Source organism: Albidovulum sediminicola (assembly GCF_025751575.1).
GTDB lineage: Bacteria > Pseudomonadota > Alphaproteobacteria > Rhodobacterales > Rhodobacteraceae > Albidovulum > Albidovulum sediminicola.
The window spans coordinates 37,749-57,653 of sequence record NZ_JAOWLA010000012.1 but is presented as its reverse complement, the minus strand read 5'-3'; the positions used below and the strand labels follow the sequence as shown (position 1 = coordinate 57,653).

Sequence of the window (19,905 nt, the reverse complement as noted above, 5' to 3'; positions counted from 1 at the left end):
TTTCGCCGCAAACCCGGGCTTTGCACGCGAAACCAAACGGAGGATGGACATGAACGGTGCGGATACGGCCTGGATCATCGTAGCGACGGCCCTGGTCCTGATGATGACCTTGCCCGGCCTTGCCCTTTTTTATGGCGGTCTGGTGCGGGCGCGAAACGTCCTGAGCGTATTCATGCAGTGTTTCGCCATCGCCTGCCTGATGAGCGTGCTGTGGCTGGTCGCCGGTTATTCCATCGCCTTCGGTGGCGAGGGCCCCATCTGGGGCGGGCTGGGCCGGGTCCTGCTCATGGGCGTCGATGCGACGACGGAAAAGGGCACCCTGCCCGAGGTCCTGTTCTTTGCCTTCCAGATGACCTTCGCGATCATCACCCCGGCGCTCTTCCTTGGCGCCTTCGCGGAGCGGGTGACGTTCGCCTTCGTGCTGCTTTTCTCGGCGCTCTGGATGCTGCTGATCTATGCGCCCGTCGCGCACTGGATCTGGGGCGGCGGCTTCCTGTCGGACGGCGGTCTTTTCGGCGCGGTCGGGACCAAGGATTTCGCGGGCGGCATCGTGGTGCACGAAACGGCCGGGCTTGCCGCGCTGCTTCTGGCGGCCGCCGTTGGCCCGCGCAAAAACCGCACCACGCCGCCGCACAATCCGGGCATGGTCGCGATGGGCGCCGGTCTGCTTTGGGTCGGCTGGTTCGGCTTCAATGGTGGCTCGGCGCTGGCTGCGGATGGCGCGGCGGCAATGGCGCTGACGGTCACCCATGTCTCCGCCGCGGCGGCATCGCTGACCTGGGTGCTGTGGGAACGGGTGAAGTTCGGCCGTGCCTCGCTGGTGGGTCTGGTGACCGGCACGATCGCGGGTCTCGCCTCGATCACCCCGGCGTCCGGCTATGTCGGGCCGGCGGCGGCGCTGCTGATCGGTTCGGTCGCGGGCATCCTCTGCCAGGAGGCGGTGGCGCTCATCCGCAACAAGACGCGGCTTGACGATACGCTCGACGTCTTCGCGGTCCACGGCGTTGGCGGCATCTTCGGCACCATTATGATCGCCGCACTCGGTGCCGGGTCCTGGAGCGCGCAGCTTGGGGCGCTCGTGATCGTTGGCGTCTTCACCGTCGTGGGAAGCTGGGTTCTGATCCGGCTTTGCGCGCTGGTCACGCCGCTGCGTGTCGATGCGGAGTCGGAATACAACGGCCTCGACATCGCGACCCATGGCGAGCGCGCCTACGACATGAACTCCTGAGCCTATCGCGCCCGCGCCGCGTCGCTGCGGTAGCGGGCGATCCACTCCGCGCTCATCCCGTCCGAAAGGCGGGCGACGCCCGACCGCAAGGATCGCGGATCGGGCGTCCTCAGCCCAAGCGCCCCGAAGATCTGCCCCACCGAACCCGCCGGATCGCTTGACAGATCCGCATATTCCAGCCGGAGCGGCCGGATCCCTTCGCGGTCGAACCAGTCGCACCAATCCCCGTCGCGACGCGCCAGGTCGATGCGCGCGGCCTCGATCCGCGCGAAGTCGTATTGCGGCGGCTGAGGCGGGGCGAGGCGTTCCAGCTCGCTTCCGTCCGGGGCGATGTGCCAAAGCCCCGACTGCTCCGCCCGGACCAGGGACACCGCCTGCGCAAGCTTGTCCACCCGTGTCAGATGGATGAAGAGGACGCGGCCGAAGGCGGCCCGAATCCGCGCAAGGTCGCTGGGTTGGCCGGGATACGCGACCCGTGCCATCGCCATCAGGTCGTCGCGGTCCTCCTGCATCAGGCGCGCGCCGAAGATCCCGGTCTGGCCGCGCCCGGCCTGACCCGCCGCCGCCAGAAAAGCGGCCGCGCCCTGGGGTTCAACTGCGGCCCGCCGGTCCGGTAGGCGCCATCGCGCGGCCCAGACCGGGTCCGGGTCGCGCATGAAGAAGGAGTCCGGCTCCCCCGCAACCCGGGTCGATGACAGCAGATCGCAAAGCAGCGTGCTGCCGGTTCGGGGCGTCGCGCAGATGATATAGGCGTCCATAGCCCCCTTACCTGGAATGACCGTCCGAAGGGGCAAGAGTGGCCGCGCCGAACGCAGCGCGCAAGCGCCTAGCCGTAAAGCTCTTTCGCCCGCGCCTCGAAGGCGCGTACCACGCGGCGCATCGCCTCGTCGAAGACGACGCCGATCACCTTTTGCAGGAGCGCGTTCTTGAACTCGAAATCGACGTGGAAATCGACCTCCGCGCCGCCCTCGGGCAGATCGCGGAAGGTCCAGCCGGATTTCAGGAACCTGAACGGCCCGTCCAGGTACTCCGTATCGATCCGCCCCTGGTCGCGCCAAAGCGTCACACGGCTACCGAAGCGTTCGCGGAAGACCTTGAACGAGATGACCAGATCGGCCTCCATCACCTCGGCCCCGTCCGGGCGCGGCGTGCGCGAACGGATGCGCGCCGCCGCCGTCCAGGGCAGGAAGTCGGGATAGCGCGCGACATCGGCGACCAGATCGTACATCTGGCGCGCGCTGTAGGGCATCTTCCGCGTCTCGGCATGCGAGGGCATGGCGCCTTCCCTTGATGACAGTCCGCGCCCGTTTCGGGTAAAGGAAACCTGAAATCAAGGGGGAACCATGTCGCAGCGCCCATATGTCATCGACGAAATGATCTCGGCCAAGGCCATCGCCGCGCGGATCGAGGCGCTTGCGAAAGACATCACGCGCGTCTTCGAGGGCACCGACAAGCTGGTGGTCGTCGGGCTTTTGCGCGGGTCCTTCGTCTTCATCGCCGACCTGGTGCGCGAAATCGACTTGCCGGTCGAGGTGGACTTCCTGGAGGCGTCCTCCTACGGCAACGCCATGGAATCGAGCCGCGAGGTGCGCATCCTGAAGGACCTGCGCGGAGAGATCGCGGGCCGCGACGTTCTGGTGGTCGAAGATATCGTGGACACGGGCTTCACGCTGCATCATGTCGTGAATCTGTTGAAAAGCCGTGAGCCCCGGCGGCTGGAGGTCTGCGCCCTGCTCGACAAGCCCGCGCGGCGGGAAGTGCCGATCAAGGCCACCTGGACGGGCTTCGAGATCCCGGACGAATTCGTCGTGGGCTACGGCATCGACTTCGCCCAACGCAACCGCAACCTGCCTTTCATCGGCAAGGTCCGCTTTACGGCGCCCGAGTGATGCTTGGGCCGCGCCAGATCCTGCGGATGGCACGCTGGGCGCGTCGTCCGCCCTCCGCCCGCCAGGTGGCGATCTTCGCGGGCGTCCTCGCCGCAGGGCTGTTGTTGGCGGGCGCCGAACGGATGGGCTGGCTGCCCGACTTCATGATGAAGGCCGAAAAGGTGGCTCCGCCAAGGGTGACGCCGCTGAACTGAGCCGCCGGCATTCACTTGTTTGTTATGACGCGACGGACCGTTCCGGCGAAAACCCGCCCATAGCAAGGACTTATGATCGGATTGCCGCCGAATGTGCGCCTCATCACAGGCCCATTGCGGTTTTGCCCGCTGGTCTTGCGTAGGGGCGCCGCTACACTCCCCCAAGGTTGAACAGGGAGTCGACGAATGAAGAAAGTTATTGCCGGAATGATGATTGCTGCCGCGCTGGGTACGGGCGCAGCCTTTGCCGATGACGAACCATTTGAGATGCAGATTGACGCCCGTCAGGGCATCATGGATTACCGCGCGCTTCAGATGGGCGTTCTGGGCGGCATGGTGAAGGGCGAGGTCGAATACGACGCCGCTGCGGCGCAAAAGGCGGCGGACGCGCTGCTTGCCGCCTCGACGCTCGACGCCTCGATGTTGTGGCCTGCGGGCTCCGACAGCGATGCGGTCATGGAAACGGCCGCGCTGCCCGCGATCTGGGCCGAAGGATCGGACATCGGCGCCAAGGGCAAGGCCATGGCCGAGGCGGCCGCGGCACTTCAGGCGGCGGCGGGCGGCGGGCTTGATGCGCTCAAGGCGGCGTTCGGTCCGGTGGGTGCGGCTTGCGGCGATTGCCACAAGACCTATCGCAAGTCCGACGGCTGACGCGAGGACCGGCCGCCGGGCCTTTGTCCGGCCCTGCGGCCAATCCATCGAAATGATCAGGCGATTCATCAGGATCATGGCGATTGCCGGGGTCGCCGGCGCGGCTGGCGCGCTGTTCGCCGCCCGGCCCGAGGCCCTTCAGCCGCAGGCGCTTGATGGGCTGAGTGCTGATCCGGCCCGGGGCGAGGCCGTTTTCTGGGCCGCTGGCTGCGCCTCGTGCCATGCGGACGCCGACGCCAAGGGGGATGAGAAGCTGGTGCTTGCGGGCGGGCAGAGATTTGCCTCCGCCTTCGGGACATTCGTGGCGCCGAACATCTCCAACGATGTGGATGCAGGCATCGGTGGATGGAGTACCGCAGACCTCGCCAACGCGATGCTCCATGGGGTCTCTCCCGACGGCGCGCATTACTACCCGGTCTTTCCCTACGCCAGCTACAGCCGCGCAGCGCTGCAGGACGTCGTGGACCTGCGCGCCTTCCTTGCGACGCTGCCCGCTGACCCCACACCAAGCGCGCCGCATGAGGTCGGGTTCCCCTTCAACATCCGCCTTGGGCTGACGCTCTGGAAGGCGCTTTACCTTGACAGCGACTGGGTCGTCACGGGCGATCTGAGCCCTGAGGAGACGCGCGGCCGCTACCTGGTCGAGGCGCTGGGCCATTGCGGCGAATGCCACACGCCGCGTGGCGCGCTGGGCGGGTTGCAGACGGACCGCTGGCTTGCCGGCGGCCCCACGCCCGACGGCAAGGGCCGCTTCCCCAATATCACGCCCGGTGCGCTGGACTGGTCCAAGGCCGATATCGCGGAATACCTCAACTCCGGCTTCACGCCGGAGTACGACAGCGCCGGCGGGCACATGGCGCTGGTGGTGGAAAACACCGCGCATCTTCCGGCCGAGGACCGCGCCGCGATGGCGGCCTACCTGAAGCGGGTCGCACCCGTTAAATAGGCGTCCTCGCGAGCGAAATTGTGCGATTGGCGCAACAAGCCCGGGAGGAGTCCCTTGTTGGCCTGCGGCCCCACTTGCCCAGGACCGGCGCTCGGTCCATCTAAAGGATAACGGTTCTTGCAAGGACGATTGACATGCGCCCGGTTTCGCTCTCCTCCCTCATTCTCGCGCTCGCGGCTTCGGTCCCGATGACGGCTTGGGCGCAGTCGCTCCCCGAAGGGATCACGATATCGGGGGAGACGGAGATCGAAGGCCTGTCTTTCGATGGCGACGGCAAGACCGTCGTTTACGGCGACCTTGACGCCTCTTTCGCGCTTGGCGGCAGCGGGTTGGGGATTGACCTCGGCTTTCTCGGCTACGACGCGGGCACTTCCAGCAACTCGACGGTCTTTGTGGCGCTGACCTATGACACCGCGCACGGCAAGTTCAGCGTCGGGATGCCGCGTGGTGCCCTGGGCGATTTCACGCGGATGCCGGACATCGGCGGCGTCAAGTACATCCGTCTGACCACGGCCCCGCTTACGGACGGGCTGGTGGATTACACGGCGCTCATGAGCGGGGAAAACCAGTTCGGCGCGCGTTACGACGGCGAATACGGCAACCTGAAGGTCGGCGTTTCCTATCACGACTTCGACGACCTTGACGGCACGATCACCGACCTTGCCGCCAGCTATCAGTCGGGCATCTTCTTCGTCACCGGCGGTGTCGAATTCCTGAATACCAGCACCACCGATTCGAACATTGTCCATCTCGAGGCCGGCGCGGCTGCGGACTACTATTCTGCCGGGATCGGCTTCACCTCTGCCGACGACGTGCTGCCGGATACGACGATGGCTTGGGCAAGCTACAGCGCGCTCCCGAACACCGATCTGACCGCGTCGATCATGGATATCGACGGGACCACCATCTACGGGCTGAGCGGTGAGTGGCGCTTCCTCAACTACTCGCGCGTTCAGCTTGGCGTGGCGGATTCGGAGAACGGCGACCCGGTCTGGGACGCCTCGATCGGCCTGCGCTTCTGATCCAAACAGGCTCGCGGGGCGGCAACCGTCGCCCCGGCACCTTTAGTTCACCCGCCCTCAGTTTCGCCCGAGTTTTGCGAGACGCGCATCACGAAGGCGCGCAAAGTCTTCGCCCGCGTGATAGGACGACCGCGTCAGCGGCGTGGCAGAGACCATCAGGAACCCTTTGCCGAACGCTGACTTTTCGTAGCCCGCGAACTCCTCGGGCGTGACGAAGCGGTCGACCCGGTGATGCTTGGGGGTCGGCTGCAGGTACTGGCCGATGGTCAGGAAATCGACATCGGCGGCGCGCATGTCATCCATGACCTGAAGCACGGACTGCCGATCCTCTCCCAGGCCCACCATGATCCCCGACTTGGTGAACATCGAGGGGTCAAGCTCCTTCACCCTCTGCAGGAGCCGCAGCGAGTGGAAGTAGCGCGCGCCCGGGCGAACGGTGGGGTAGAGGCCCGGCACCGTCTCAAGGTTGTGGTTGAAGACATCGGGCCGCGCGGCCACGACGGTTTCCAGCGCCTGCGGCCCGCATTTCAGGAAGTCAGGTGTCAGGATCTCGATGGTGGTATCGGGTGAGCGGTGGCGCACCGCGCGGATCGTCTGGGCGAAATGCTCGGCCCCGCCGTCGTCGAGGTCATCGCGGTCCACGCTGGTGATGACGACATGCTTCAAGCCCAGCGTCTGCACCGCATGGGCCACCCTGCCCGGCTCAAACGTGTCAAGCGCGTCGGGCCGGCCGGTTGCGATATTACAGAAGGAACAGCCACGCGTGCAGATCTCGCCCATGATCATCATGGTGGCGTGGCCGTGGCTCCAGCATTCGCCGACGTTCGGGCAACCCGCCTCTTCGCAGACGGTGACGAGTTTGTTCGTCTTCAGGATTTCGCGCGTCTGCTTGTACCCGGCCGAGGTAGGCGCCTTGACCCGGATCCAGGAAGGCTTCTGCGGCTGCGCCTGATCGGGCTTGTGGGCCTTTTCGGGATGCCGTTCCTGGGGAATTTTTAGATCGCGCATGGGCCCACGCTCCTATTTCAACTACGCTTTCTTAGGCCAATAGGAGGGGAATGTCCAAGCCGTTGGCGCGCGCCCGACCGCCTTCACCGCGGAAAGTGGCGCGGGGCGTGACGAACCCCTCGCATCTCATTTTAGAATCATTATAAGTATCTTCGAGCACGGGGCCGGAAGCGGCTCCGGGGATCTGTGGTGTGGCCCTGACGGAAAGCGTCGGGCTTGCCGTGCCGACAGTCCAAAGCGCCGATAACCGCGCCGCAAGGACATCCATGCGGCGGAAAAACCAAGACCGAAGAACAGATCGGAGGATTGACATGGATGGCGACATCAAGTGCCCGTTTTCGGGCAAGAAGAAGGTGACCAACCAGGACTGGTGGCCCAACCAGCTGAACCTGCGTGTCCTTCACCAGAATCACCCCGCCCAAGACCCGATGGGTGCCGGGTTCGACTACGCCGAGGCGTTCAAGAAGCTCGACCTTCAGGCCGTCAAGGCCGACCTTTATGCGTTGATGACCGACAGCCAGGACTGGTGGCCGGCCGACTACGGGCATTACGGCCCGCTTTTCATCCGCATGGCCTGGCACAGCGCCGGGACCTACCGCACCTCTGACGGGCGCGGCGGGGCCGGCAACGGCACCCAGCGCTTCGCGCCGCTGAACAGCTGGCCGGACAACGGCAACCTCGACAAGGCGCGCCGGCTGCTCTGGCCGATCAAGAAGAAATACGGCCGCGCCCTGTCCTGGGCCGACCTGATGATCCTTGCCGGGAACTGCGCGCTCGAATCGATGGGTTTCAAGACCTTCGGATTCGGCGGTGGTCGCGCCGACGTGTGGGCGCCGGAAGAGGATATCTACTGGGGCGCCGAGACCGAGTGGCTCGCCACCAGCGACAAGCCCAACAGCCGCTACTCGGGCGAACGTGACCTCGAAAACCCGCTGGCCGCGGTGCAGATGGGCCTGATCTACGTGAACCCCGAAGGGCCGGACGGCAACCCCGACCCGGTCGCCTCTGGCCGCGACGTGCGTGAGACCTTCGGCCGGATGGCAATGGACGACGCGGAAACCGTGGCACTGGTTGCAGGCGGCCACACCTTCGGCAAGGCCCATGGCAATGGCCCCGCGACCGCCGTCGGCGCCGAGCCGGAAGCCGCCCCGATGGAGGCCATGGGCCTCGGCTGGCTGTCCAGCCACGGCAGCGGCAAGGGCTACGACACCATCACCAGCGGGATTGAGGGCGCCTGGAAGCCCAACCCGACGACCTGGGACATGGGCTATTTCAAGGTTCTCTTCAAATACGAATGGGAACTGACGAAGAGCCCCGCGGGCGCGAACATCTGGCTGGCCAAGGACGTGGACGACGAGGACATGGTCGTCGATGCCCATGACCCCTCGAAGAAGCATCGCCCGATGATGACCACGGCGGACCTGTCGCTGCGCTTCGATCCGATCTATGAGCCGATCTCCCGTCGGTTCGCGGAAGATCCGGAGGCCTTCGCCGATGCCTTCGCGCGGGCTTGGTTCAAGCTGACGCACCGCGACATGGGGCCGAAGGCACGCTACCTCGGCGCCGAGGTTCCGGCCGAGGACCTGATCTGGCAGGATCCGGTTCCCGCCGTTAATCACCCGCTGATCGACGCCGCCGATGCCGCGGCCCTGAAGGCGAAGGTTCTGGCCTCTGGCCTCACGGTGTCGGAACTGGTTTCGACTGCCTGGGCTTCGGCCTCTACCTTCCGCGGCTCGGACAAGCGCGGCGGCGCGAACGGCGCCCGCATCCGCCTGGCCCCGCAGAAAGACTGGGCGGCCAACGATCCGGCACAACTCGCGAAGGTTCTGGCGAAGCTTGAGGCCATCCAGGGCGAGTTCAACGCTGGCCAGAGCGGCGGCAAGAAGGTGTCGCTGGCCGACCTGATCGTGCTGGCAGGCGGTGCAGGTGTCGAGGAAGCCGCCCGCAAGGCCGGTCATAGTGTCGAGGTGCCCTTCACCCCCGGCCGGACCGATGCCACGCAAGAGCAGACCGACGCCGAGTCCTTCGACGTGCTGGAGCCGGTGGCCGATGGCTTCCGCAACTTCGAAAAGGCCCGCTTCACCGTTCCGGCGGAAGAGTTGATGCTGGACCGTGCGCAGCTTCTGACGCTCTCGGCGCCGGAGATGACGGTGCTGGTCGGCGGCCTGCGGGTGTTGGGCGCGAATGCCGGCGGCTCTCAGCACGGTGTCTTCACCAAGACGCCGGGCGCGCTGACCAACGACTTCTTCCTCAACCTGCTCGACATGGGGACGAAGTGGACGCCGGCGGCGGACGACACCTATGAGGGCCGCGACCGCGTTACGGGCGACCTGAAATGGACGGCGACGCGCGCCGACCTCGTCTTCGGGTCGAACTCGATCCTGCGCGCGCTGGCTGAGGTCTACGGATCGGACGACACGACCTTCGTCACCGACTTCGTGGCGGCCTGGACCAAGGTCATGAACCTCGACCGCTTCGATCTGGCCTGATCGGGCGGGATCGCAAGACATCATGGCGGCGTCCGGGAAACCGGGCGCCGCCGTTCCTTTGGGTGCTTACCCGATCATTGGCGGGCGGGCGCCATAGGTTTCCTCGTAATGCCGTTTGAGCCGCATGAGCGCGATTCGAAGCACGATCTTTCCGGATCGCGCGGACCAGCCCAGCCTGCGTTCCGCAGCCTCCAGCCCCTCCAGAAAGCAGCAGACGCGCAGCACCATGTCGCCCAGCCCGGGGCCGAGTTCCCGCAGCGCGGCGGCCACGCGGTCACGGGCGCGGGTCGATCCCTCGCTCATCCCCTGCCCCGGCAGGGCGCTGCCGCGATCCGTCCCGGTCAGGAACTTGTCCCAGTTCTGGGTGATACGCGGTCCCATCTGCGCCAGCTCGAAGTCCTCGCGCAGCCGCTCCCCTGCGGCCACGAGGTCCGGGGTCAGGAACGGCTCGCCATCGCGGTCGCGGCGCCGCGCGATCGCCGCAAGCGGGCTTTCGGCGAGGTTGTAGCGCAGCTTGCGCGGCCCTTCGCCGTCGTCGGCCATCACGTTGCGCTCGGCCCAGATGCGGTGCTGGTCGGCGAAGGGCATCGTGGCTTCCGCTACGCCGCCTCGCGCGGCCGCATCGGACAGAAGCCGTTTGAGCGCCGCGCGCCCCGCCCCGGTGATCTGATAGGTCGTCACCCGGCCCGGCGTCTTGACCGAGATCCAGTCCTTGAGCGCGAAGACCTGCGCGACCGCGCGTTCGACCACGGCGGTCCGGACCTCTCCCTTCAGCACGACGGCCTTGTCCAGGTCGCAGGACACCGCGAGGATCGCGCCCGCTTCGCACAGCCGGCGCAGGATCCTCTGCGCCTCGCGGTTGATGGTCGCTTCGTCGGCAATTTCGGGCTTGTGGCGTATCGCGGCAGCCATGGGGGCATTGTCCTCGTTCGGGGAAAGGGTTTCGGGGGATGGCTGGGGCGCCAGGCATGCGCGTGTCAGCCTGGCGTGGATGCGGCCAAGGCGGTCCAGCGCCTCGTCCACCAAGGGGTCGTCGCGCCGGTTCTCATAGGCCCGGACGCGGCGCAGGACGGTCGAGGCATGACAGCCTTCACGTCGCGCAAGTTCACGGATCGTCAACCCTTCCTCGGTATGGCGGAGATAGAGGAGCGCCTTGTCCGGAAGCCACCCGGGCAGTCGGACAGGGCATTCAACCAATGCCGTCATAAATGATGTCCCTCACAGTTCTGTCGGGGCTCCCAAATTGTTCGTCCTTGTCGGTGCCAAACGTGGGAACCATTTCTTACCCGGTCGTTAATGGCGGGCTTGAAGCCAACATTTATTGAAAAATTATAAATATCTCTCACCCGGCCGAGCGCAGGCCGGAGCTTGGGCGCAACACTGCCGAATCCCGGCTTTCTTTCGACCTGCTGTTGAAAGGAATCCTTGATGACCGACCTTATGACCCGTCTTTCCCAGATGCGCCGCCCGCGCCTGTTGCTCCAGGCGGCCCGGCACGGGCTCTGCGACTACGACCGCGACCGCGACCTGCGGCGCGTCTTGCGCTGCCCTTCCTGCCCCGCGCCCGCCGAGGCCGTGGATGCGCTGATCACCGAGGAAACGCGGCTTGAGGAGGTACGTCAGCGCGGCGACGCGAGCTACAACCTGACGCGTCACATCGAGGTGCTGATCGCCATGCTCGCCGAGTTGCGGCTGATGCCAAGGGTTCTGGACCTGCGTCCCTGAAACGAAAAGGCCGCGCCCAGAGGGCGCGGCCTTGCCAATCCGTTTCCAGACCGGAGCTTACATGAAGGCGTCGGGCATCGACGCCTTCTTCTTGGCGACGTATTCGTTCAGCGCCTCTTCGATGCCCGGATCGATCGCGGGCTTCTGGTAGTCGCCGAGCATGCGGCTTACCCGTTCGCGGGCCAACTGCATCGTGTCGCGTGCGCCTTCCTCTTCCCAGGCCTCATAGGGCTTGTAGTCGAGGACGTTCGTGCGCCAGAAGGCGGACTTGAAGTTCGCCTGCGTGTGGGCGCAGCCCAGGTAGTGGCCGCCGGGTCCGACTTCGCGGATCGCGTCCAGCGCCTGGCCGTTCTCGCTCACATCGACACCCTTGGCGATGTGGTGCAGCACGCCCAGCTGGTCGGCGTCCATCACGAATTTCTCGAACGAGGAAACGAGACCGCCTTCGAGCCAGCCGCAGGCGTGCAGCATGAAGTTCACGCCCGACAGCAGCCCCATGTTGAGGCTGTTGGAGCTTTCGTAGGCCGCCTGCGCGTCCGGGAGCTTAGAGCCGGTGAAACCGCCGGCGGAGCGGAAGGGCAGACCCAGGCGACGCGCCAGCTGGCCGGCACCATAGGTGATCAGGCTCGCCTCGGGCGTGCCGAAGGTCGGCGCGCCGGAGTTCATGTCGATCGAGGTCACGAAGGCACCCGCGATGACCGGGGCGCCCTTGCGGATCAGCTGGCTGTAGGCCACGCCTGCCAGGACCTCGGCCAGCACCTGGGTCAGCGTACCGGCAACGGTCACCGGCGCCATCGCGCCACCGACGATGAAGGGCGAGATGATCGCCGCTTGGTTGTGGCGCGCATAGACCTCAAGCGCGCCCATCATGACCCCGTCGAAGGTCATCGGCGAGTTGATGTTGATGAGCGAGGTCATCACGGTGTTCTGCTCGACGAAGTCGTCGCCGAACAGGATCTTCGACATCTCGACCGAATCCTCGGCGCGGACCGGCTCGGTGACCGAGCCCATGTAGGGCTTGTCCGAGAGCGTCATGTGCGCGAGCAGCATATCGAGGTGACGCTTGTTCACCGGAACATCGGTCGGTTCGCAAACGGTGCCGCCCGAGTGGTGGAGCCACTTGGACATGTAGCCAAGTTTCACGAATTTCTTGAAGTCCTCGATCGTCGCGTAGCGGCGACCGTTTTCGTCACGCACGAAGGGGGGGCCATAGACCGGCGCGAGGACGAGGCCACGCCCGCCAACGGTGACGTTGCGCTCAGGGTTGCGCGCATGCTGGACGTAGGACGAGGGCGCCGTCTTGCACAGTTCGCGCGCAAGGCCGCGCGGAATGCGGACGCGTTCACCCTGGACATCGGCGCCAGCGGCTTTCCAGCGCTCCAGCGCGGCCGGGTTTTCGACGAAGTTGACGCCAATTTCCTCCAGGATCGTTTCGGCATTGTGCTCGATGATCTGGAGCGCTTCCTCGTTCAGGACTTCGAGGTTCGGGATATTGCGCTCGATGAATTTCGCGCATTCAATCCGGACCGCGGTACGCTCCGCCCGGCGTGCCGCGCCGCCGCCCCGTGCCCGACGGCCTTCGCCCACATCGCTCATGTCTGCCACTCCTTGGGTATGGTCTGGGCGCTTTATTATCCTCTCGCGGGCCAAGGCGGTTGCGTTTTCCGTCACATGGCAGGCGAAAACGACATCGCACCGGGGTATTTGCGACGCCCGTGCCCCGCCGAGTCGCCGAACGACGGCAGCGGGTCAGCCCAGGGCGTAACCCGCGCCCCGCACCGTGCGCAGGGGATCTTCGCCGCCGTGAATGCACAGCGCCTTGCGAAGGCGGCCGACATGCACATCGACCGTCCGGGTGTCGACGTAGATATCCCGGCCCCAGACCCGGTCCAGAAGCTGGTCGCGGCTGAAGACGCGGCCAGGCTTTTCCATCAGCGTGGAGAGCAGGCGGAACTCCGTCGGCCCGAGCTTGATGGGTTTGCCGTCGCGCTGGACGCGGTGCGATTCGGCGTCGAGCGTGATGTCCTCGAACTCCAGAACCTCTCCTTGCGTCGAGGGGCGGGTCCGGCGCAGCTGGGTGCGGATGCGCGCCATCAGTTCGACGACCGAATAGGGTTTGACGACGTAGTCGTCCGCTCCGGTTTCCAGGCCCCGTACGCGGTCGAACTCCTCCGACCGGGCCGAAAGCATGATGATCGGCACCGACCGCGTTTCAGCGCGCGCCCGAAGCCTGCGGCAGACCTCGATGCCCGAGACGTTGGGCATCATCCAGTCCAGCACCACGATGTCTGGCGTTTCCTCCGCCACCATGGTCATCGCTTCCTCGCCATCGCCGGCGATGCGGACACGAAACCCTTCGGCCTCAAGATTATAGGCGAGGATTTCGCGCTGCGCCGCCTCGTCCTCGACGACGAGGACGCTCGGTTGCGCAATGCTCATGACTGGGCTCCATCAACGCCATGCGAAGTGACGCTGTCGGCCTTCGGGCGGTCCTCTTCCGGCATCACGCCGGTCACGAGGTAGATCACCTGTTCGGCGATGGTGGTGGCGTGATCGCCCATGCGCTCAATGTTCTTGGCAATGAAATGCAGGTGCATGCAGGCGGTGATGTTGCGCGGGTCCTCCATCATGTGGGTCAGGAATTCCCGGAACAGCGCATTGTACATCTGGTCGATTTCGCGATCGCGGTTGAGTACGTCGCGCGCCAGATCGGCGTCGCGGCTGACATGGGCGTCAAGCGCGTCGGAAAGCATCCCGACGACGGCCTTGGACATTCGCCGCAGCGAACCGCCAGCGCTGCCGACCGTGGGCATCTGCGCCAGAAGAACCGAGCGCTTGGCCATGTTCTTGGCGTAGTCACCGATCCGCTCCAGGCTGCCGGCGATCTTCATCACCGAAAGCACCATGCGCAGATCGGTCGCGATCGGCGCACGCAGTGCGATCAGGCGGGCGGCCTCTTCGTTGATGCGCTCTTCCATCGCGTCGATCGCCTTGTCGGCGCTGCGAACCTTCTGGGCCAGTTCATCGTCCCTGGCCTCAAGCGCGCTGGAGGCCTCTAGAATGGCGGTCTCGACCATGCCGCCCATCTTCATCAGCTGGGCCTGAATCGTCTCCAGGTCGCGGTCGAAGGCGCGCAGGATGTGCTGTTCGGTCATGCTCGTCTCCTCAACCGATCCGCCCGGAAATGTAGCTTTCCGTTCGCGGATCTTGCGGTCTGGTGAAAATGTCGCCGGTCTCGCCGTATTCGACGAGATTGCCGAGGTGGAAGAACGCCGTCTTCTGGCTGACGCGGGCGGCCTGCTGCATCGAGTGCGTGACGATCACGACCGAGAAGTTGGCGCGAAGCTCGTCGATCAGTTCCTCGACCTGCGCCGTCGCGATCGGGTCGAGCGCCGAGCAGGGTTCGTCCATCAGCAAGACCTCCGGCGAGGTCGCGACCGCGCGCGCGATGCAAAGCCGCTGCTGCTGGCCGCCCGACAGGCCAGTGCCCGGGGCGTGCAGCCGGTCCTTGACCTCATTCCAAAGTGCCGCGCGGCGCAGAGACTGTTCGACGACCTCGTCCAGCTCGGCCTTGTTGCGGGTCAGGCCGTGGATGCGGGGGCCGTAGGCGACGTTGTCGTAGATCGATTTCGGGAAGGGGTTGGGCTTCTGGAAGACCATGCCCACCTTTGCGCGCAGCTGCACCGGGTCCACGCGCCTGTCGTAGATGTCCTCTCCGTCCAGCATGATGTCGCCTTCGACCCGGCAGATCGGGATGGTGTCGTTCATCCGGTTCAGGCAGCGCAGGAAGGTGGACTTGCCGCAGCCCGACGGGCCGATGAAGGCGGTGACGGTGCGGTCCAGGATCTCCACATCCACGTCCTTGATGGCGTGGTTCTCCCCGTAGAAGACCTGCACCTTGCGGGCAGAGATCTTCACGTCCTGCGCGCCCACCGCGCTTTCGCTCACTCGCATGTCGTTCATGTCGCTCATTTCCGTTCACCAACGCCGTTCGAAGCGGCGGCGCAGCACGATGGCCGCAGTATTCATGATCAGGAGGAAGATCAGAAGCACGATGATCGCGCCCGAGGCGCGCTCCACAAAGGCCGGGTCGGCGCGCTGGGTCCAGTTGTAGACCTGCACCGGCAGCGCGGTCGCCGGATCGAAAAGCCCGCCCGGATAGTCCCGAACGAAGGCGACCATGCCAATCAGCAGAAGCGGCGCGGTTTCCCCCAGGGCCTGGGCAAGGCCGATGATCATGCCCGTCAGGATGCCCGGCGCCGCGAGAGGCAGCACATGATGGAAGACCGACTGCATGCGGGAGGCGCCCACCCCAAGGGCCGCGTCGCGGATCGAAGGGGGCACGGCCTTCAGCGCGGCGCGGGCCGGGATGATGATCCGCGGCAGCGTCATCAGCGTCAGTACTAGGCCGCCCACGATCGGTGCGGACTGCGGCAGATGGGCGAAGTTGATGAAGATCGCGAGCCCAAGGATGCCGAAGACGATCGAGGGCACCGCGGCAAGGTTTGAGATATTGACCTCGATGACGTCGGTGAAGCGGTTCTTGACCGCGAATTCCTCAAGATAGACCGCTGTCGCGACCCCGATCGGCAGGGAAAGCGCCAGCACGACAATCATCATGTAAAACGAGCCAAGGATCGCCACGCCAAGCCCCGCAGCCTCCGGCCGCTGGTCCGAGGCGTCGGGGGCGGTGATGAAGTCCAGGTTGAACCGCGTCGCCAGCAGCCCCTTTTCGGCCAGCGCGTCGGCAAGGTCGAGCTGCGCGGGGCTGACGTTGCTGTCGAGTGCGGCGCTTTCGCGCGTGACGCGGCCCTTGTAGTAGCCGTCGATGCGACCGTTTGCGAGCATCTCGAAGGCGATGGTCTGGCCCACCAGCGTGGGATCAGCCAACACCATGTTGCGAAGCTGCGCGGCAGCCTCGTCCGAGATCATGTTGCCGACGTCCTTCTTGCCGAGGCCCTCGACGATGATCCCGTTCGCCTCGATCGCCTCATCGAGCGCGGTCTTGAGCACCTTGGCGTAGCCGACGGTCGTGACCTTTTTCATCACCTCGATATCGCGCGTGCCGGACTTGTCGAGCGACTTCTCGGGCAGCATGACCGGGACTTCCAGATAGGTCTGGTAGAAGGCCGAGGACCCGTTGCCGAAGATGGACAACAGCAGCACCGCGAGCGCGACAAGCGCCACGCCGACGGCGCCAAGCCCATAGGCACGAAAACGCGCTTCGGCCCGGTTGCGGGCAATCGTCCGGGGGTCCGGTGCCAGAAGCGAGCGGCGGGGGGCGGTCATTCGTATTCCTCCCGGTATTTCCGGACGACGATCAGGGCCAGGATGTTGAGGCCAAGCGTCACGACGAAAAGGGTCAGGCCAAGCGCGAAGGCGACAAGCGTCTCTGGCGCGGCGAAATCGGTGTCGCCGGTCAGCTGGCTCACGATCTTGACGGTGATGGTTGTCATCGCCTCAAACGGGTTGAGGCTGAGCTTCGCGGCAGCACCCGCGCCAAGCACCACGATCATTGTCTCCCCGATGGCACGGGAGGCCGCGAGAAGAACGGCGCCCACGATCCCCGGCAGCGCAGCCGGCAGCACCACCTGGCGAATGGTCTCGGATTGCGTCGCGCCCAAGCCCAGCGAACCGTCGCGCAGCGACTGGGGGACGGCGTTGATGATGTCGTCCGACAGCGAGGAGACGAAGGGAATGATCATGATCCCCATCACCAGCCCCGCCGTCATCACGGAGGATGCGCTTTCCCCAAGCCCGAGCGGTTGCGCGAAGTAGTCGCGCAACGCGGGCCCCACGGTGATCAGCGCGAAAAGGCCGTAGACGATGGTCGGGATACCCGCCAGCACCTCGATGGCGGGCTTGGCGAAGCCGCGGAAGCGGCGGCTTGCGTATTCCGACATATAGACAGCGGCGAAAAGCCCGACGGGCACCGCGACCGCAAGCGCGATCAGCGAGATGTAGAGCGTACCCCAAAGCAGCGGCAGGATGCCGAGTTCGGAGTCGCCGCGGAAGTTCGGTTGCCAGACGGTGCCGAAGTAGAAGCGCGTGAAGCTGTACTGGCTGAAGAACTGCCCGGTTTCGAACAGCATCGACAGGACGATGCCCGCCGTGGTCGCGATGGCAATGACCGAGCAAAGGATCAGCCCCGCCTTGACGATCCCCTCGACGCGGTTGCGCGCGCGCGTCTCGCCGCGCGTCGCCGAGATCGCTAGGATCATCCCGACAATCGCCACGGCCAGAACTGCAAACCCCTGCCAGGTCCCCTGCCCCGGGGCAACCGCGCGCCAAGCCAGAAGAGCCATCCCCGCGGGCACAAGCCCTGCGAGCGCGGCGAACCAACCGTGATAGGCCGGGACGGAATGGAGCTTGCGCGCGTCTCCACCCGCGGTCGCGACCGCCCTCGCCCGGCCGGCAAAGAAACCCGCCAGCGCCAGGACCAGAAGCGTTGCAAGAAGAAGAGGCAGCGTCATGAAGGGCCCGCTTTCATGGAAAGGTCGCGGCGGATTGCCCCGCCGCGACCAATGAGGTCAATTCGTCAGTTCATCAGCTCTTCGCCGGCGACCGCTTCCTGCGTCGCCGCAAGTTCCGGGTCGGAGACCAGGCCATATTCGGCCAGCGGGCCGTCCGGGCCGGCCATGTCGTCGGAGACGAAGAACTCCGCATAGTCCTTCAGGCCCGGGATCACCTCCAGATGCGCCTTCTTGATGTAGAAGTAGAGCGGACGCGACACCGGGTAGTCACCCGATGCGATGGTCTCGACCGAGGGCGTCACGCCGGACATCGTCGCGACCTGAAGCTTGTCGGTGTTGTTTTCGTAGAAGGCCAGACCGAAGACGCCGATGCCGTCCTTGTTCGACCCGATGCGGGCGAGCGTTTCGGTGTAGTCGCCGTCGATATCGACAGCGCGGTTGTCGGCGCGCAGGGCCATGCAGGTCTTCTCGGCTTCCTTCTCGTCGCCCTTGATCGCGGCAATCGCCTCAAGCGCGCCGGAGGCCTTGCAGCCAGCCAGGATCACCTTTTCCTCGAACACTTCACGGGTGCCGTGCTTGGTGCCGGGGATGAAGGCCATGATCTCTTGCGCGGGCAGTTCCGCGTTCACGTCCGACCAGGCGGTGTTCGGGTTGGCGACCAGCTGGCCATCCACGACGACCTCGGCGGCAAGCGCCTTGTACCAGTCTTCCGGCGTGAAGGCGAAGCCGTTGCCGTTGATGTCAGAGGCGAAGACGATCCCGTCATAGCCGATGCGGACTTCGATGATGTCGGTCACGCCGTTCTCGGCGCAGGCGGCGACTTCCTTGTCCTTGATCTTGCGGCTGGCGTTCGCGATATCGATCGTGTTTTCGCCGACGCCTTCGCAGAACTTCTTCAGACCGGCGGAGGAGCCGCCCGATTCAACGACCGGGGTCGGGAAGTCGAAGTTTTCGCCGAAAGCCTCGGCAACGATGGTGGCGTAGGGCAGCACGGTCGAAGAACCGGCAACCTGGATCTGATCACGGGCCTCGGCGGCGCCGGCAGCGGCGGCAATCGCCAGGGCGGAAACGGCAAGTTTGGTGGCTTTCATGGCACAGTCCTTAAACTTCGGTTTCGATCGCCTCTCTGGCGACCTCGACGGCGGTCTAGCTGTCGCGTGCAATGCTTTTGTGACCCGATTGTAACAGGTGAATGACAATCGCGCAGTCCGCACGCGATGCTCTCACGGGGTCAGCCCGAAACCGATGGCAGTATCACTATGAAATTGCTGCCTTTCCCGCGCTCACTGGTGATGCGGAACCGGCCCCGGTGGCGGTTGATGATGTGCTTCACAATCGCCAGGCCCAGGCCGGTGCCCCCCTGCGACCGGCTGCGGTGCGTGTCCACGCGGTAGAATCGCTCCGTCAGGCGGGGAAGGTGAATCGCATCGATCCCCTCGCCACGGTCGATGACCTCGATCTGGACGGCGGGCCCCTTCAGGACCGGTTCGCGGGCCACCTGGCTGACCTTCAGCGTCACGACCTTGCCGGCGCCGCCGTATTTCACCGCGTTCTCGATCAGGTTCAGGAAGACCTGGGTCAACTGGTCGGAATCGCCGCGTACCTGGGCCTCCGGAAGGTCCGTCTCGATCTCAAGGCTGACACCCGCGGCGTCGGCAAGGGCCGCCTGCGCCATGGTCGCCCGCCGCAGGAGGGCGAGGATCTCCACCGTTTCCGAGGGCAGGCGCCGCTCCTCTGACTGCACACGCGACAGGGACAGAAGGTCGTTCACAAGCCGCATCATCCGCCCCGCCTCGCTCTCCATGACGGAGAGGAAGCGGTCGCGTGCCGGGGCATCGTCGCGCGCGGGCCCCTTCAGCGTTTCGATGAACCCGACCAGCGCGGTCAGCGGCGTGCGCAGCTCGTGGCTGACATTGGCCACGAAGTCACGCCGGATCGCCTCGGCCTGTTCCATCCCCGACATGTCCTCAAACGCGGCCAAAGCGCCGCGGCGTCCCTGAATGCGAACCGGGGAGATCTGGACCCTGAGCCCGCCTTCCTCCGACTTGCCGGGCAGGGTCGCGCGCGCCTCGACCGCGACGCCCTCGGCCAGGACACGGGACAGCGCGGCAAGGAAAGCCGGGTGCCTCAGGACCGCCGCGCCCAGCCGGTCCTCCACCGCGGCGCCGAAAAGCCCGCGCGCCGTCTGGTTTGCCGCGACGATGCGTTCGTCCGCGTCCAGCACCATCAGCGCGATGGGAATGGCGGCGATCGCCTCTTGCCAGTCCTGGCTGTTCATGC

General features: G+C 65.5%; 20 protein-coding genes. 8 read left to right on the top strand and 12 right to left on the bottom strand.

From position 1 onward, the window contains the following. Positions 1–49 precede the first annotated feature (49 nt). A complete protein-coding gene (locus OE647_RS13320; protein ID WP_263722236.1) occupies positions 50–1,228 on the top strand; it encodes an ammonium transporter in 1,179 nt (392 codons plus the stop codon). Between the two features lie 2 nt (positions 1,229–1,230). Here the strand turns inward: OE647_RS13320 and OE647_RS13315 are convergent, their stop codons facing one another. Together OE647_RS13315 and OE647_RS13310 are read right to left on the bottom strand one after the other, a co-directional pair. Further along, positions 1,231–1,986 carry a Stf0 sulfotransferase family protein gene (locus tag OE647_RS13315; protein WP_263722235.1) on the bottom strand — a complete coding sequence of 252 codons (756 nt, stop codon included), beginning with the start codon at positions 1,984–1,986 and terminating at the stop codon, positions 1,231–1,233. A 68-nt stretch (positions 1,987–2,054) separates the two neighbouring features. Beyond that, positions 2,055–2,504 (bottom strand): type II toxin-antitoxin system RatA family toxin, encoded by a 450-nt coding sequence (locus OE647_RS13310; protein WP_263722234.1) that lies wholly within the window; start codon positions 2,502–2,504, stop codon positions 2,055–2,057. Between the two features lie 67 nt (positions 2,505–2,571). Between OE647_RS13310 and hpt the strand changes: the two genes are divergently transcribed. The 5 genes from hpt (at position 2,572) to OE647_RS13285 (ending at position 5,930) form a co-directional block, all read left to right on the top strand. Continuing rightward, positions 2,572–3,117, top strand: a complete 546-nt coding sequence (gene hpt, locus OE647_RS13305; protein WP_263722233.1) for a hypoxanthine phosphoribosyltransferase — start codon at positions 2,572–2,574, stop codon at positions 3,115–3,117. Between the two features lie 26 nt (positions 3,118–3,143). Next, entirely contained in the window at positions 3,144–3,311 is a 168-nt protein-coding gene (locus tag OE647_RS13300; RefSeq protein ID WP_263722232.1) for a hypothetical protein, read from the top strand. A 186-nt stretch (positions 3,312–3,497) separates the two neighbouring features. Beyond that, positions 3,498–3,962, top strand: coding sequence for a c-type cytochrome (locus OE647_RS13295; protein ID WP_263722231.1), 465 nt, complete (start codon positions 3,498–3,500; stop codon positions 3,960–3,962). 52 nt (positions 3,963–4,014) lie between these two features. Further along, positions 4,015–4,908: a cytochrome c gene (locus tag OE647_RS13290; protein WP_263722230.1), complete on the top strand. Its 894-nt coding sequence runs from the start codon at positions 4,015–4,017 to the stop codon at positions 4,906–4,908. A 134-nt stretch (positions 4,909–5,042) separates the two neighbouring features. Continuing rightward, a complete protein-coding gene (locus OE647_RS13285) occupies positions 5,043–5,930 on the top strand; it encodes a hypothetical protein (RefSeq protein ID WP_263722229.1) in 888 nt (295 codons plus the stop codon). A 57-nt stretch (positions 5,931–5,987) separates the two neighbouring features. On the opposite strand, the gene lipA is transcribed toward OE647_RS13285, so the two are convergent. Further along, entirely contained in the window at positions 5,988–6,938 is a 951-nt protein-coding gene (gene lipA, locus OE647_RS13280; RefSeq protein WP_263722228.1) for a lipoyl synthase, read from the bottom strand. 311 nt (positions 6,939–7,249) lie between these two features. Between lipA and katG the strand changes: the two genes are divergently transcribed. Next, entirely contained in the window at positions 7,250–9,427 is a 2,178-nt protein-coding gene (katG, locus tag OE647_RS13275) for a catalase/peroxidase HPI (protein ID WP_263722227.1), read from the top strand. A gap of 66 nt (positions 9,428–9,493) precedes the next feature. Here the strand turns inward: katG and OE647_RS13270 are convergent, their stop codons facing one another. Further along, on the bottom strand, positions 9,494–10,633 hold the full coding sequence (locus OE647_RS13270) for a DUF6456 domain-containing protein (RefSeq protein ID WP_263722226.1): 1,140 nt from the start codon (positions 10,631–10,633) through the stop codon (positions 9,494–9,496). A 222-nt stretch (positions 10,634–10,855) separates the two neighbouring features. Here OE647_RS13270 and OE647_RS13265 point away from each other — a divergent pair, with 222 nt between their 5' ends. Continuing rightward, the gene (locus OE647_RS13265) at positions 10,856–11,152 is read left to right on the top strand and encodes a DUF6477 family protein (RefSeq protein ID WP_263722225.1); all 297 of its coding nucleotides are present in this window, start codon (positions 10,856–10,858) and stop codon (positions 11,150–11,152) included. A gap of 57 nt (positions 11,153–11,209) precedes the next feature. Here OE647_RS13265 and OE647_RS13260 read toward each other — a convergent pair whose 3' ends face one another. The 8 genes from OE647_RS13260 to OE647_RS13225 all read right to left on the bottom strand — a co-directional run bounded on the left by OE647_RS13260 (position 11,210) and on the right by OE647_RS13225 (position 19,903). Continuing rightward, on the bottom strand, positions 11,210–12,748 hold the full coding sequence (locus tag OE647_RS13260) for a trimethylamine methyltransferase family protein (RefSeq protein WP_263722224.1): 1,539 nt from the start codon (positions 12,746–12,748) through the stop codon (positions 11,210–11,212). Positions 12,749–12,901: 153 nt separating this feature from the next. Continuing rightward, a complete protein-coding gene (phoB, locus tag OE647_RS13255) occupies positions 12,902–13,591 on the bottom strand; it encodes a phosphate regulon transcriptional regulator PhoB (RefSeq protein WP_263722223.1) in 690 nt (229 codons plus the stop codon). Further along, complete coding sequence (gene phoU, locus OE647_RS13250) at positions 13,588–14,307, bottom strand: phosphate signaling complex protein PhoU (protein ID WP_263722222.1); 720 nt, start codon at positions 14,305–14,307, stop codon at positions 13,588–13,590. Before phoU ends, phoB begins: the two co-directional genes overlap by 4 nt. A 10-nt stretch (positions 14,308–14,317) precedes the next feature. Next, positions 14,318–15,115, bottom strand: a complete 798-nt coding sequence (gene pstB, locus OE647_RS13245) for a phosphate ABC transporter ATP-binding protein PstB (protein WP_263722220.1) — start codon at positions 15,113–15,115, stop codon at positions 14,318–14,320. A gap of 15 nt (positions 15,116–15,130) precedes the next feature. Then, on the bottom strand, positions 15,131–16,441 hold the full coding sequence (gene pstA, locus OE647_RS13240; RefSeq protein ID WP_263722219.1) for a phosphate ABC transporter permease PstA: 1,311 nt from the start codon (positions 16,439–16,441) through the stop codon (positions 15,131–15,133). Next, positions 16,438–17,625 carry a phosphate ABC transporter permease subunit PstC gene (gene pstC / locus OE647_RS13235; RefSeq protein WP_263722218.1) on the bottom strand — a complete coding sequence of 396 codons (1,188 nt, stop codon included), beginning with the start codon at positions 17,623–17,625 and terminating at the stop codon, positions 16,438–16,440. Before pstC ends, pstA begins: the two co-directional genes overlap by 4 nt. Positions 17,626–17,690: 65 nt before the next feature. Continuing rightward, entirely contained in the window at positions 17,691–18,716 is a 1,026-nt protein-coding gene (locus tag OE647_RS13230) for a substrate-binding domain-containing protein (protein WP_263722217.1), read from the bottom strand. Between the two features lie 140 nt (positions 18,717–18,856). Then, the gene (locus OE647_RS13225) at positions 18,857–19,903 is read right to left on the bottom strand and encodes an ATP-binding protein (RefSeq protein WP_263722215.1); all 1,047 of its coding nucleotides are present in this window, start codon (positions 19,901–19,903) and stop codon (positions 18,857–18,859) included. Positions 19,904–19,905 lie beyond the last annotated feature (2 nt).